At 33.7% G+C, this 12459-nt stretch carries 12 protein-coding genes; 11 read left to right on the forward strand and 1 reads right to left on the reverse strand.

All coding sequences use genetic code 11. The annotated features are described in order from the left end of the window. Positions 1 to 25: 25 nt before the first annotated feature. The gene (locus TD18_RS13040; RefSeq protein ID WP_040253379.1) at positions 26 to 3244 is read right to left on the reverse strand and encodes a VPS10 domain-containing protein; all 3219 of its coding nucleotides are present in this window, start codon (positions 3242 to 3244) and stop codon (positions 26 to 28) included. A gap of 212 nt (positions 3245 to 3456) precedes the next feature. Here TD18_RS13040 and TD18_RS13045 point away from each other — a divergent pair, with 212 nt between their 5' ends. From TD18_RS13045 to TD18_RS13095, 11 genes are all read left to right on the forward strand, one after another. Beyond that, positions 3457 to 3957 (forward strand): cytochrome c, encoded by a 501-nt coding sequence (locus TD18_RS13045; RefSeq protein ID WP_040253381.1) that lies wholly within the window; start codon positions 3457 to 3459, stop codon positions 3955 to 3957. A 9-nt stretch (positions 3958 to 3966) separates the two neighbouring features. Further along, positions 3967 to 4548 carry a fasciclin domain-containing protein gene (locus TD18_RS13050; protein ID WP_040253384.1) on the forward strand — a complete coding sequence of 194 codons (582 nt, stop codon included), beginning with the start codon at positions 3967 to 3969 and terminating at the stop codon, positions 4546 to 4548. A gap of 26 nt (positions 4549 to 4574) precedes the next feature. Next, positions 4575 to 6545 carry a Sec-dependent nitrous-oxide reductase gene (gene nosZ / locus TD18_RS13055; protein WP_040253387.1) on the forward strand — a complete coding sequence of 657 codons (1971 nt, stop codon included), beginning with the start codon at positions 4575 to 4577 and terminating at the stop codon, positions 6543 to 6545. Between the two features lie 113 nt (positions 6546 to 6658). Next, on the forward strand, positions 6659 to 7258 hold the full coding sequence (locus tag TD18_RS13060; RefSeq protein WP_040253389.1) for a hypothetical protein: 600 nt from the start codon (positions 6659 to 6661) through the stop codon (positions 7256 to 7258). A 30-nt stretch (positions 7259 to 7288) separates the two neighbouring features. Further along, positions 7289 to 7726 carry a nitrous oxide reductase accessory protein NosL gene (locus tag TD18_RS13065; protein WP_040253390.1) on the forward strand — a complete coding sequence of 146 codons (438 nt, stop codon included), beginning with the start codon at positions 7289 to 7291 and terminating at the stop codon, positions 7724 to 7726. A gap of 4 nt (positions 7727 to 7730) precedes the next feature. After that, on the forward strand, positions 7731 to 8966 hold the full coding sequence (locus tag TD18_RS13070) for a nitrous oxide reductase family maturation protein NosD (RefSeq protein ID WP_040253391.1): 1236 nt from the start codon (positions 7731 to 7733) through the stop codon (positions 8964 to 8966). Continuing rightward, entirely contained in the window at positions 8960 to 9667 is a 708-nt protein-coding gene (locus TD18_RS13075; protein ID WP_040253399.1) for an ABC transporter ATP-binding protein, read from the forward strand. The genes TD18_RS13070 and TD18_RS13075 overlap by 7 nt, the downstream gene beginning before the upstream one ends. Further along, on the forward strand, positions 9660 to 10442 hold the full coding sequence (locus TD18_RS13080) for an ABC transporter permease (RefSeq protein WP_040253404.1): 783 nt from the start codon (positions 9660 to 9662) through the stop codon (positions 10440 to 10442). Before TD18_RS13075 ends, TD18_RS13080 begins: the two co-directional genes overlap by 8 nt. Positions 10443 to 10462: 20 nt before the next feature. Next, the gene (locus TD18_RS13085; RefSeq protein ID WP_040253407.1) at positions 10463 to 10918 is read left to right on the forward strand and encodes a hypothetical protein; all 456 of its coding nucleotides are present in this window, start codon (positions 10463 to 10465) and stop codon (positions 10916 to 10918) included. A gap of 44 nt (positions 10919 to 10962) precedes the next feature. Further along, positions 10963 to 11355: a hypothetical protein gene (locus TD18_RS13090; RefSeq protein WP_040253409.1), complete on the forward strand. Its 393-nt coding sequence runs from the start codon at positions 10963 to 10965 to the stop codon at positions 11353 to 11355. Between the two features lie 103 nt (positions 11356 to 11458). After that, complete coding sequence (locus tag TD18_RS13095; RefSeq protein ID WP_040253410.1) at positions 11459 to 12319, forward strand: hypothetical protein; 861 nt, start codon at positions 11459 to 11461, stop codon at positions 12317 to 12319. The last annotated feature ends 140 nt before the right edge of the window (positions 12320 to 12459 follow it).

A 12459-nucleotide genomic window follows, 5' to 3' on the forward strand; every position in this document is an offset into this window, starting at 1 on the left:
GCTTTTTTTATACCTATATCTTATATTAATCTAGTTTAAAAGTGTTAATCTCTTTGAAAGGATTGGTTTGGAGAGCTTGTATTTGGTTTTGATATGCTTTCCATGTGTCATTAAAAAAGGTATTCGTTTTTTTAAGTGCATCATTGACCGCATCTTCTGCATGTTTAAGCAATGTATTTTCTGTTGTAGTTAATCCATTTTGCCTTGAACCTACATACCAATTTGCAATGTCTAATCGATCTATCACAGAAACCACTGAAGTATTGGTAATACCTTGTCGTTCATCTTGTTTACCTAAATATAAATCGATGAGGTTGTCAATGTTTTTGATGACTTCTTTAGAAGCTTTAATGTCGTCTTTGTATTGCGCTTTATCTAGTTTACTTAATTCTTCTTTATATTTATGGGCAATCTCTTTGCTTTCAACCAATTGTTTTACAGCATCAGAACATGTTTGCTCCATCTTCTCTAATCTTTTAGAGGCATTGTACACTTCATTAATGTTGGATTGAGAAACTTCTAATCTAGGATCAGATACTATGGTGATCATTTCTTCAGAAGTTAAATCACCATAATGTAAAACAACTTTGTATGTTCCAGGTTTTACACTAACACCACTAGGTTCTCTCGTTTGTTTTCTGAGAGTTCGTGATGGACTTAACACACCTGCTTCATCCATATTCCATGACCATTTGTAAATACCTGTAGCGTCAGGAGTTTTAGTTTTTAGAGTTCTTATTAATCGTTCTTGATCATATATTTTCATGGTTAAAGAGTCCCATTTGACCTTTGATTCGTCAATTACATCATTAGTGTCATCGTCATCGTCACTAGTCTTGTCATCATCGGCTGTCTGCTCCTCTTTTTTTGTTTCATCTATTTTTACAAAATAAGAAAAGATAGCACCATTATCTCGATTTTCACCATGATACATGGCATCTGCTCCAAAACGACTTCCTGTTGGTTGTTGATAAGCTGCTTGATATGCTGTAGGTGGTGTGAATAATTCTAATTTCTGATTAATAATTTCTTTGTTTTTAGCTATTTCTCTAAGTGGACGAATATCATCTAAAACCCAAGCAGCGCGACCAAAGGTTCCTATAATCAAATCGTGTTCTCTTGGGTGGATTACCAAATCTTTTACCGATACTGTTGGAAAACCTTGTGTCCATTTAGTCCAGGAATTTCCAGCATCTATTGAAATATACAAACCATCATCAGTACCTAGGAATAATAAGTTTTTTTCTACAGGATCTTCAACAATTGATAAGGTGTAGCTTTTTACATCTGTAGCATCAATAATTCGTTGCCAAGTTTTACCATAGTCTTTAGTTCGGTAAGCGTAAGGTGTGTAGTTAAATCGTCTGTAATCATTGGCAATAAGTAGAGCCTCACCTTTATTTTTATTAGAGGCTTTTATTTGTGGAATCCAACTTCCAGAAGGTAAACCTTTAATGTTTTTAGTAACGTCTGTATACGTTTGCCCACCATTTTGGGTGTAATGTACTTTGCCATCATCTGTTCCCACCCAAAACATATTACGTTCTAAAGGAGAAGGCTCAATGACTAAAATGGAACAGTGATTTTCGGCTCCAGTTGCATCCATAGTTAATCCGCCACTTTCATTTTGTTTTAGTTTTTCAGGATCATTTGTCGTTAAGTCTCCCGAAATCACAGTCCATGTTTGTCCTTTATCTGTCGATTTGTGAACAAATTGACTTCCGAAGTATAAGGTGTTGTTATCAAAAGGATCAATATTAATAGCGGCATTCCAATTAAATCGTAATTGCACTTCTGGATCGGGATGTGTTGGTCGCACAGTATAATTGTTTCCAGTTTGCCAATCATAACGACTTACGTAACCTTGCTGGCTCATAGACCATCCGAAACGAGTATTGTCCTTATCAGGAACAACATCAAAACCATCACCAAAACTTATTTCTTGCCAATAGCTATTTCTTATACCTTGAGTACGCCAAACGTAAGCCGGACCTCTCCAAGAGCCGTTATCTTGCATGCCACCATAAACATTGTAAGGAATCTCATTATCCACATTAATATGATAAAATTGAGCAACGGGCAAATTACCTATAAAACGCCAGTTTTTACCACCATCTTTAGTGATATTCATTCCACCATCATTTCCATCAATCATGAAGTTTCCATTGGTTGGATGAATCCACCAAGCATGATGATCAGGATGAACACCATTACTTACACCATAGGCTGGCATTAGTTGCGAAAAGTTTTTTCCACCATCTTCGGAAACATTCACATAAGTATAAATAGAATATACACGATTTTCATTTTGAGGATCGACATAGATTTCAGAATAGTAAAACGGACGATTACCAATATCACTTTTATCATTTACTTTTTCCCAGTTAAATCCACCATCTTCACTCTTATACAGTGCATTTTTTTTAGCTTCAACCAGCGCATAAACAATATTTGGTTTATTGGCAGCAATGGCGACACCAATACGACCTAAATTACCTTTTGGAAACCCTTCTTTTTCGGTTATTTTTTTCCACGAGTTACCACCATCATAGGTTATGTGTAATCCAGAGCCTTCACCACCTGAATTAAAAAACCATGGATCGCGTTTGTGTTCCCAAAGCGCAGCAATTAATTTATTGGGATTGGTTGGATCCATGACTAAATCGGCTGCTCCTGTTTTATTGTTTGCAAATAAAATTTTTGTCCATGACATTCCACCATCAGTCGTTTTATAAACACCACGTTCTGGATGTTCTCCCCAAGGAGAACCAATAGCAGCAACATAGACGATATCCGGATTTGTAGGATCAATAATCACACGATGAATATGTCGCGTTTTTTCCAATCCCATCAATTCCCAAGTCTTGCCTGCGTCAAGCGATTTGTAAATTCCATATCCACCATTCAGGCTATTTCTAGGATTGCCTTCTCCAGTTCCAACCCAAATGACACTAGGATTAGATTGTTGTATGGCAACTGCACCAATTGAGCTTGTCGTTTCTTTATCGAAAACAGGATTCCAGTTAATTCCACCAGAAGTGGATTTCCATAAACCACCTGAAGCAGTTCCTACATACATAATGTCAGTATTTTTATGGACAACATCAATAGCTGTAACTCGACCAGACATACCACCTGGGCCAATATTACGAGGTTTCATGCTCTTGACTACATCCATAGAAAGTTCTTGAGCAAATAATGAAAAAGATGCTAAGAGCATCAGAAAGTAAAGTGTTTTTTTCATGCCTAAAACGTTAGCGAATTTTTAAAGTTGCATAAAGATAATCAAAAGTTTTTGGGTGTATATTTTACTTACCAATCTTAAAATACTTTTAACAATTATAGGTTACAAAAATGTATTATTGTTTAAATAAGACAAAATTACCCGAAATATGATAATTATCATATTTTTTGCAGCTTTTGATCCATACTTTTGTTTCATAAAATCCAATAAAAATGAAAATAACACTAAAACTCATGACCGTATTATTTGTAACACTACTATTAAGTTGTGGAGGCAAAGAAGAAAAGAAAAAAGAGCCTATCTCTTATGGTAGAAAAGAAGCTCCAGTAAAAACAGAGACACCTAAGGGAACTACAACACCAGCGTCCAAAAGAATAGACTTGACTAATAAAGGTGTTGGTCCTATTTCATCTGTAACATTAGAACCACAAATTGACCAAAATATGGCTACTAAAGGCGCTGAAGTTTTTAAAAACATGTGCACTGCATGTCATAGAACAGACAAGAAATTTATAGGACCACCACCAACGGGAATTTTGGAGCGTAGAACGCCGGAATGGGTTATGAATATGATTTTAGATCCAGAAGGGATGGTTAAAAATGATCCTTTAGCAAAAGAATTATTAATGGAGTTTAATGGTTCACCAATGGCTAATCAAAATCTTACAGAAGAGGAAGCAAGATCTGTGCTAGAATATTTTAGAACACTATAAAAACCAATTATGAAAACAACCAAAACAATCATTTTAGTTTTTACACTTATGGCATTTATATGGTCGTGCAAAAACGACAACAAAGAAAATGCCTCAACGAGCCCTACAGCTTCAGAACAAGAATCTGTATCTAATGAAAAAACAGGACAAGCCTTTATAGAGGATGATGAAGGGAAACCAACAGTGTTAAATATAGCAATTGGATCTAAAGATCACACAACATTAGTGGCAGCAGTACAAGCCGCCAGTCTTGAAAATGCTTTAGTTAATGCTGGTCCATTGATGGTTTTTGCTCCAACTAATGAAGCATTTGCTGCTTTACCTGAAGGGACTGTTGACAATTTATTGAAACCTGAAAACAAAGACGCATTAGCTAACATCTTAAAGTATCATGTAACTCCAGGGAACTATTCCAAAGAATTTTTGACCAAATTTAAAAAATTAGGTCAAGCAAACAATCAATATGTCATGGTGGAAGTTGTCGATGGTGAACCTATGATTGGAGGTGCTAAAATACTTGCCAGTGTGAAAGCAGGTAATGGAATTGTACATGTTATTGATAAGGTATTATTACCTCCAACAGAAGAATAAAAACACTAATTTAAATTTATAAACTAATGAAGAATGTAATCAAATCAACTCTAGCAATCCTAACTGTTTTTGCTGTAATTACGAGTTGTAATAATTCAAAAACATCCAATAACAAATCAGGTGCACTGGCAAGTAATGTCGCAGAGAAAGTGTATGTAGCTCCTGGCGAACATGACGAGTTTTATGCATTTATATCAGGTGGATATAGTGGTAATTTAACTGTGTATGGATTGCCATCAGGAAGAATGTTTAAAGAAATTCCTGTATTCTCTCAATTTCCAACTTCTGGTTACGGTTATTCTGAAGAAACAAAACCAATGCTAAATACATCTCACGGATTTATTCCTTGGGGAGATTCGCATCATCCAGACATTTCACAGACTAATGGAGAAATAGATGGTCGTTTTATTTTTATAAATGAAAATAATACACCAAGAATCGCTAAGATTGATTTAAAAACCTTTGAGACCACTGAAATTATTGAAGTTCCAAATAGTGCTGGTAATCACAGTTCTTCTTTTGTAACAGAAAACACAGAATATGTTGTGGCAGGTACGCGCTTTTCAGTGCCAATTCCGCAACGTGATATGCCAATTAAGGATTATAAAGGTAATTTTAAAGGCGCGTTATCGTTTATTAGCGTAGAGCCAGAGCATGGTCATATGGATATAAAATTTCAAGTGCTTATGCCAGGTTTTAACTATGATTTAGCGCATCCAGGACGTGGCGCTTCTCATGGTTGGTTTTTCTTCTCCACATATAATTCAGAAGAAGCAAGTACATTATTAGAGGTAAATGCATCTCAAAATGATAAAGATTTTATTGCAGCCGTAAACTGGAAAAAAATTGAAGAGTACGTCAATAATGGAGGTGGAACTATGATGCCAGCAGATTACGCACACAATGTTTATGATGAGGCTACACACTCTGCAACATCTACGATGATCAAAGAAGTGCTTGTGGTTAATCCTTCTGAAGTTCCTGGTGCCGTTTACTTACTACCAACACCTAAATCACCTCATGGATGTGATGTTGATCCTTCAGGTGAATACATTATTGGTAACGGTAAGTTATCAGCAAATTTAACAGTGCATTCATTTACTAAAATGCTAGACGCAATTAAAAATGAAAAGTTTGATGGAGATGCTTACGGCATACCTATCTTAAAATTTGAAGATGTTCTAGCAGGTTCTGTTGAGCAACCAGGCTTAGGACCTTTGCATACTGAATTCGATGATAAAGGAAACGCGTATACTACGTTCTTTATTTCTTCAGAAGTTGTAAAATGGAAGCTTGGTACATGGGAAGTGTTAGACAGACAACCTACCTACTACTCTGTAGGTCACTTGACAATTCCTGGTGGAAACTCTAGAAAACCTCAAGGTAAGTATATGTTTGCGATGAATAAAATCACAAAAGATCGTTATTTACCAACAGGTCCAGAATTAGAACATTCAGCCCAGTTATATGATATTTCAGGAGATAAAATGGAATTACTTTTAGATTTTCCTACACATGGTGAGCCTCACTATGCAGCAGCAATGCGCGCAGATATCATAAAAGAACGTTCTCAAAAAATATATAATTTAGAAGATAATAAACATCCATATGCTGCAAAATCTGATGCCGAGAGTAGAGTGGTTCGAAAAGGTAATGAAGTACATATTTATATGTCAACAATAAGAAGTCACTTCTCACCAGATAATATTGAAGGTGTTAAACTGGGAGATAAAGTGTTTTTCCACGTGACTAATTTGGAGCAAGATTTTGATGTGCCTCACGGATTTGCTGTCTTAGGTCAAAATACATCTGAATTATTAATCATGCCAGGACAAACGAAAACCTCGGTATGGGAACCTACGAAAGTTGGTGTATGGCCATTTTATTGTACAGATTTCTGTTCAGCACTACACCAGGAAATGCAAGGTTACATTAGAGTTTCTTCTGCCAATAGCGATACACCACTTAAATGGTCGCTGGGAGAGGATATTGAATAAACAATCTAGGAAAATTTTGTTTTAGTGTTTATTTTCCTATAAAAAGGCGAGGGTCAATTATTCGCTCTCGCCTTTCTTTTTAAAACACTAAAAAATCACTAAAAATTTTAAAGATGAAAAAGTCAAACATCATCATGCTGCTTGCAGCGATTCTACCCTTGGGATTATTTTTGTTTCCACTATGGAAAATCACCCTAGAAGCGCCTCAGTATCCGACACCTTTGGGAATGTATATACATATCAATGACTTTTCTGATGCCAATCCGCATGATATCAAAAATATAAATTTGATGAATCATTATGTGGGCATGAAATATATACCAGATGCTATTCCTGAGTTTAAAATTTTTCCATTAGGCATAATAATCACAAGTGTTATTGGTCTTCTAATTGCATTCAAAGGAAATTACAAATGGTTTTTAGGTTGGTTTATATTAATGATTGTTTTGAGTTCAGCAGGAATGTACGACTTTTACTTATGGGAACATGATTATGGTCACAATCTAGATCCTAAAGCTATTATGAAATTTACCAATCCAGATGGTACGCAAATGGGCTTTCAACCACCACTTTTTGGAAGTAGAGATATTTTAAACTTTAGAGCGCATTCCTATCCACAATTAGGTGCTTTATTCCTAACTTTAGGAATTGCTATGGGATTTATAGCTTACTTACTTGGAAAGAAAAATCATAAAACGTCTCAGGTTACTTAGCTGCCATCAAAACACTAAAACACTAAAATCATGCAAATACTCAAACATTATTCATTTATTGCATTGCTATGGCTTTTATTTAGCTGTAATGTATCACCAAAACCCATAGATTATGGTAGTGATGGTTGCCATTATTGTAAGATGACCATTGTAGATAAAGTCCATGCAGCCGAAATTGTAACTCTAAAAGGTAAAGTTTATAAATTTGATGCAACCGAATGTATGATTAATTTTATGGAAGAGTTTGAAACTTCCGAAATCGCGTTGTATTTATCTAACAATTATACTGAGCCTGAAACATTAATTGATGCTACCAAAGCGACATTCTTGATTAGTAAAAATATTCCAAGTCCGATGGGAGCGTTTTTATCAGCCTTTAAATCTAAATCTGAAGCGAAAAAAATACAGTCTCAAAAAGGTGGTAACTTATATACATGGAACGAATTACTAGCACATTTTAAAGACTAGTAATATGAAAACGAGATTCACTCTTTTCTTGGTCATTTTAATGACCAGCACCACTTATGCATCTCCATTAGAAGTTTGTAAACGTTGTCCTGTTTCCACATTAGAGGAAGCGATAAGTCAATCAAAAGATTTTGACACGATAGTCGTTAAAAAAGGAACTTATAAAGAACATGCTATTTTGGTGAATAAACCATTGACTATCATTGGTGAAAATTATCCAGTTATTGATGGCGAATTAAAAGGTGAAATTATAACTATTACAGCTGATAATGTTACAGTCGATGGTTTATTTATCATTAACGTTGGTACCAGTTATACTGAAGACTTTGCAGCTATTCGAGTGAAAAAAAGTAAACATTTTCTAATCCAAAATTTAGTTTTAGAAAAGTTGTTCTTCGGAATATATATTGAAAAATCAAGTTACGGAAAAATCTTTCACAATAAAGTTATTGGTGATGCTGTTGAAGAGTATAACTCTGGAAATGGCATACAATTATGGTATAGTAATCATATCGAAATTGAACATAATTATGTAGAGCATGTTCGTGATGGCATATATTTAGAATTTTCTGATGACTGTATCATCAAAAATAATGTGAGTGCTTTAAATATTAGATATGGACTTCATTTTATGTTTTCAAACGATGATACGTATCAAGACAATACGTTCGAAAATAATGGCGCAGGAGTTGCTGTGATGTTTTCTAAAAAAATTAAAATGTATAACAATATTTTTAAAGAAAACTGGGGAACAGCTTCCTATGGGATGTTATTGAAAGAGATCAACGATGCTGAAATTATTGGCAATACGTTTGAAGATAATACCATCGCAATTAATATTGAAGGTTCTAACCGAATCATCTATAAACATAACAATTTCATGAATAATGGTTGGGCAATTAAAGTGAAAGGTGCTTGTTATACCAATACATTTGTAGAAAACAATTTCTTATATAATTCATTTGATATTGCCTACAATAGTAAGATTAATGACAACAAATTTGATCGTAATTACTGGAGCAGTTACACAGGTTATGACTTGGATAAAGATGGAGTAGGAGATGTGCCTTATCGTCCTGTAAAACTGTTTTCCTATATCGTAAATCGCACACCAGAAACGATCATTTTATTACGTAGTATGTTTATAGATATAATTGATTTTTCTGAAAAAGTTTCACCTGTGTTTACGCCAGATAATCTATTGGATGCTAATCCTCTAACAAAACAAATCAAATGGTAAGTATTGAAGGTTTATATAAAAAATTTGGAAAAAACCATGTATTAAGTGGTTTGGATCTCAACATAAATAATGGTGGAATTTTTGCAGTTCTTGGTCCGAACGGATCTGGTAAAACAACATTAATAAAGTCTATTTTAGGGATGGTTATTCCCGATAAAGGTGTCATTCATGTGCTGGGTGAAAATATCAAGAAAAACCCTGAATATCGTCATAAAATTGATTATCTCCCACAGATTGCTAATTTCCCTAGTAATCTAAAAGTTAAGGAATTAATTAAGATGATTAAAGATTTGCGTCAATATACAAATGAGGAAGATCGTTTAATCGAACTTTTTAAACTAACACCTTTTTTAGATAAAAAACTAGGTAACCTTTCAGGAGGTACGAAGCAAAAAGTAAATATCGTTTTAACCTTCATGTTTAATAGTCCGTTAATAATTTTAGATGAACCAACCACAGGACTCGATCCCATTTCATTAATACGCTTAAAAGATTTAATCCAAACCGAAAAAGCTAAAGGAAAAACAATTTTAATTACGTCTCATATTATGAGTTTTGTAGAAGAAGTTTCAGATGAAATTGTCTTTTTACTAGAAGGTAAAATTTACTTTAAAGGCTCAATTTCAGAATTAAAAACCAAGACCAATCAGCCAGATTTTGAACATGCTATAGCGTCTATATTAACCGACAACCATGCTTAAAATACTAAAATATAGTTTTTTCGATTTAATGCGAAGCCGCTGGAGTTACGTCTATTTTGCATTCTATTTATTGTTAGGTATTGTACTTTTGTTCTTAAATAATGATTTATCTAAAGCAGTCATTACATTGATGAATGTCATAATTGTATTAGTGCCATTAATAGGTACCATTTTTGGTGTGATGTATTATTATAATTCTAAAGAATTTACAGAATTACTTTTAGCACAACCCTTAAAACGGTCGTCTATATTTCTCGGGCAATATTTGGGTGTGGCCTTATCACTCTCTATTAGTTTGATTTTGGGTCTAGGAATCCCGTTTGTGTTTTATGGTTTATTTGAGAGTAGTGCGATCTGGGATTTTTCACTTTTACTTATCACAGGAACATTTTTGACCTTAATTTTTACAGCTTTAGCCTTCAACATTGCGTTGTCAAACGAAAATAAAATTAAAGGATTTGGTTATGCCATCTTGCTTTGGTTGTTTTTAGCAATTATATATGATGGTTTGTTTTTAATGACATTAATTATGTTTGAAGAATACCCTTTAGATAAATTGTCTTTGGTTGGAACCATGCTAAATCCCATTGATTTATCTCGAACGCTCATCCTTTTAAAACTCGATATTTCAGCTTTATTGGGTTATACAGGAGCAGTTTTTAAGCAATTCTTCGGTACAAATTTCGGACTAGTAATATCATTCGTGATGCTTACAATTTGGGTGATTTTGCCAGTTCTACGAATTGTATTTAAATCGAAAAAGAAAGATTTTTAAATCCTTTTAATATGTTTAAAATGAATAAATATTTTGTGATTCTAGTTCTATTCAGTACAGTTGTAAGCTGTAAATCTGAATCAAAGCAAACGACTTCTAATCAGGATGCTGTAAAAGAAACCATTTCAATTGTTGATACGTTGCCTCTTAAATTAAATGTAAACAAAAAATGGATTGCGAATGTTGAAACTCATAAAGGTGTATCTAAGATGGATTCAATTTTGTCATCATTTAAGAGTAATTCAAAAAAAGATTATAAAGTATTAGGTGATCTCCTTTCGAAACAAACAAGTTATATTATTCAAAACTGTAGCATGACTGGAGAACCACACGACCAGTTACATGTGGTTTTAATTCCTATGCTTGATGAAATTTCAATATTGAGAGAAGAAAACAACGAGGTTAAAGCAGAGTTGTCAATTACTAATTTGGAAGCATTAATTAAAGCTTATTTTAAGTTTTTTGAAGAAAGATAATAGTCATCTTTTATGTCTCATCTTAGGTTTAGATTTGTTACACTATGACCATAGTAGTTCAAAAAATAACGGCAATTATTTTGGTGTTTATATTATTTGCACATAATATAAATACACTAACTATTATTGGAGATTTTGTAATTAATCAAGACTTTATCGCAAAAACGCTATGTATCCAAAAAGAAGCTCAAAATGGTTGTAATGGGAAATGCCAATTGCGTAAAGAACTCTCGGAGAGTACGACCAATTCACATTCTGAAACACCATTTCAAGAAAGCAAACAACGTGTACTAGATGCATTCTTTATTTCAAGTTTAAGTCAAATTGAAACATCCAATTTAAATCTGCAATCGCAACGACATAAGATAATTACAAGCACACCAAGAATTATCAAAATGTATCTCGACATAGATACACCTCCTCCAAATTTCTGTTAGTTTTTTAGATCCTAAAATCAGTTTGGTTTTACTCTAATTCTTACTTGAATCTACAAGTGAGCAAGGAGTTTTAAGTCCTATTTTAAACATAAAAATTAACATTATGAAATCAATTAAATTTATATACGTACTGCTACCAATATTGTTTTTATCCTTAGTAACAAGTTCTTGCTCTAAAGATGATGATGATAACCCAATAATTTTGAGCGAAGTTGACGGCCTTATTAAAATTCAGGAATTGACTAATTCAACACATACTATCGAATTGTTTAATAAAGAAGGCAATTTTTACACAGGTTATAATTCTGTAAGCATTAGGTTGAAAAATAATGCTTCAGATTTATATGTTGAAGACGCCTCGTTCTCATGGATGCCAATGATGCAAATGCCAACCATGCAACATTCTTGCCCAAGATCTGCTATTTCAAAAGTTTTAGGAAAAAATACAGTTTTTGAAGGTTATATCATCTATCAAATGACTAATACAGATGGTTCGGGATGGTCTTTAACAATAGATTACACTGTTGATGGCATAGATTATACAATGGCTGATACGATTGTAGTGAGACAAAACAACAATCAAAACGTTACTAGTTTTATGGGAAGCGATGCTACTCGTTATATCATTGCACGTATCCAACCGAATACTCCAATTATCGGTATTAATGATTTAATGGTTAGTGTACATAAAATGGAAAATATGATGACATTTCCAGTAGCAGAAAACTATACGATCACTCTCGATCCTAGAATGCCAGGCATGGGAAATCATAGCTCACCTAATAATACAGATTTAAACTACAGTTCGTCTGATGAGATGTATCATGGCGATTTATCATTAACAATGACAGGTTATTGGGTTCTAAACCTAAAACTAATGAATGCTAATGATGAAGTGCTCAAAGGTGAAGACGTAACCGATGAGAACAACCAAAGTTCATTGTATCTAGAATTAGAGTTTTAAATTAAAAAAATTAGACTATTTGAAAAGTGTCATTCTGAATAAAATGATGAATCTATTAGAATTGTATGTAATCAGTTTTAAAACAATTAAGATTTATTGCTTTACTCTTAATGACACTATACATCACTTTACAGATAAGC

It is taken from the genome of Psychroserpens mesophilus (assembly GCF_000826645.1).
Taxonomy (GTDB): Bacteria; Bacteroidota; Bacteroidia; order Flavobacteriales; family Flavobacteriaceae; genus Psychroserpens; species Psychroserpens mesophilus.

Bases quoted from the DNA above. Each gene is read 5' to 3' on its own strand.
- TD18_RS13040 (WP_040253379.1), bottom strand. From the start codon at position 3,244: ATGAAAAAAACACTTTACTTTCTGATGCTCTTAGCATCTTTTTCATTA.
- TD18_RS13045 (WP_040253381.1), top strand. From the start codon at position 3,457: ATGAAAATAACACTAAAACTCATGACCGTATTATTTGTAACACTACTA.
- TD18_RS13050 (WP_040253384.1), top strand. From the start codon at position 3,967: ATGAAAACAACCAAAACAATCATTTTAGTTTTTACACTTATGGCATTT.
- nosZ (WP_040253387.1), top strand. From the start codon at position 4,575: ATGAAGAATGTAATCAAATCAACTCTAGCAATCCTAACTGTTTTTGCT.
- TD18_RS13060 (WP_040253389.1), top strand. From the start codon at position 6,659: ATGAAAAAGTCAAACATCATCATGCTGCTTGCAGCGATTCTACCCTTG.
- TD18_RS13065 (WP_040253390.1), top strand. From the start codon at position 7,289: ATGCAAATACTCAAACATTATTCATTTATTGCATTGCTATGGCTTTTA.
- TD18_RS13070 (WP_040253391.1), top strand. From the start codon at position 7,731: ATGAAAACGAGATTCACTCTTTTCTTGGTCATTTTAATGACCAGCACC.
- TD18_RS13075 (WP_040253399.1), top strand. From the start codon at position 8,960: ATGGTAAGTATTGAAGGTTTATATAAAAAATTTGGAAAAAACCATGTA.
- TD18_RS13080 (WP_040253404.1), top strand. From the start codon at position 9,660: ATGCTTAAAATACTAAAATATAGTTTTTTCGATTTAATGCGAAGCCGC.
- TD18_RS13085 (WP_040253407.1), top strand. From the start codon at position 10,463: ATGAATAAATATTTTGTGATTCTAGTTCTATTCAGTACAGTTGTAAGC.
- TD18_RS13090 (WP_040253409.1), top strand. From the start codon at position 10,963: ATGACCATAGTAGTTCAAAAAATAACGGCAATTATTTTGGTGTTTATA.
- TD18_RS13095 (WP_040253410.1), top strand. From the start codon at position 11,459: ATGAAATCAATTAAATTTATATACGTACTGCTACCAATATTGTTTTTA.